Annotated in this window: 1 protein-coding gene; it reads left to right on the top strand. The window is 61.3% G+C overall.

The features are described 5' to 3' along the window. Positions 1-1,081: IS66 family transposase (tnpC, locus tag H8B02_RS47435; RefSeq protein WP_229172538.1), on the top strand; the 1,081-nt coding region annotated here is incomplete at both ends.

Here is a 1,081-nt window from a genome sequence, read left to right as displayed (position 1 = left end):
GAACCCGCGCCTTGCGCATGTGGTAAGTGCGGCAGCGAGCGGCTGCACAAGCTCGGCGAGGTGGTCTCGAAGACCCTGGAATGCGAGCCGCGGCGCTGGAAGATTATCGAGCATGTCCGCGAAAAGTTCTCCTGCCGGGATTGCGAGGCGATCACAGAAGCGCCGGCACCCTCCCATCCGATCCCACGAGGCTTTGCCGGGCCGAACCTGCTGGCGATGGTGCTGGTCAACAAGTTCCTGCTGCATCAGCCATTGAACCGGCAGAGCAAGACGTATGCCCGCGAAGGGGTCGAGATAGATGTCTCGACCCTGGCGGATCGGATTGGCGCCTGCGTGGTGGCGCTCGATCCCATTATTGAGGCGATCCGGATCCATATCATGAGCGCGGAACGCATCCACGCCGACGATACGACGGTGCCGGTGCTGGCCAAGCTTAAGACGGTTACCGGCCGGATCTGGACCTATGTTCGCGATGACCGGCCGTTTGGCGGCACGGATCCGCCGGCGGCCCTGTTCTACTACTCACGCAACCGGGCTGGAGAACATCCGCAAAGCCATCTTGCCGGCTATGTGGGCCTCATGCAGGCCGATGCCTTCGATGGATATAACCAGCTCTACAAGGCCCAAAGGAAGCCAGCTCCGATCCTTGAAGCGGCCTGTTGGAGCCACGGCCGCAGAAAGTTCTTCGACCTGGCGAAATCTGGAGAGGCGCCGATTGCCAGCGAGGCCGTGCGACGCATCGATATCCTGTTCGAGATCGAGCGCACCATCAACGGCAAAACGCCGGAACAGCGGCTTGCGGCACGTCGTGATAAGTCGAGGCCGATCGTCGCCGATCTCGAAATCTGGATGCGCCAGCAGCGAACCTTGCTCTCATCAGGCAACGATACTGCAAAGGCGATCAACTACCTGCTCAACCGCTGGGCGGCGTTCACCCGCTTCCTGGACGATGGCCGCATCTGCCTCTCGAACAACGCTGCCGAACGAGCGTTACGCGGTGTGGCTGTCGGAAGACGAAATTGGACCTTCGCCGGTTCAGATGCTGGCGGCAATCGTGCCGCCGCTGTCTATACCCTGATCG

It is taken from the genome of Bradyrhizobium altum (genome assembly GCF_020889705.1).
Taxonomy (GTDB): domain Bacteria; phylum Pseudomonadota; class Alphaproteobacteria; order Rhizobiales; family Xanthobacteraceae; genus Bradyrhizobium; species Bradyrhizobium altum.
This window is presented reverse-complemented; position numbering and strand designations above follow the sequence as displayed.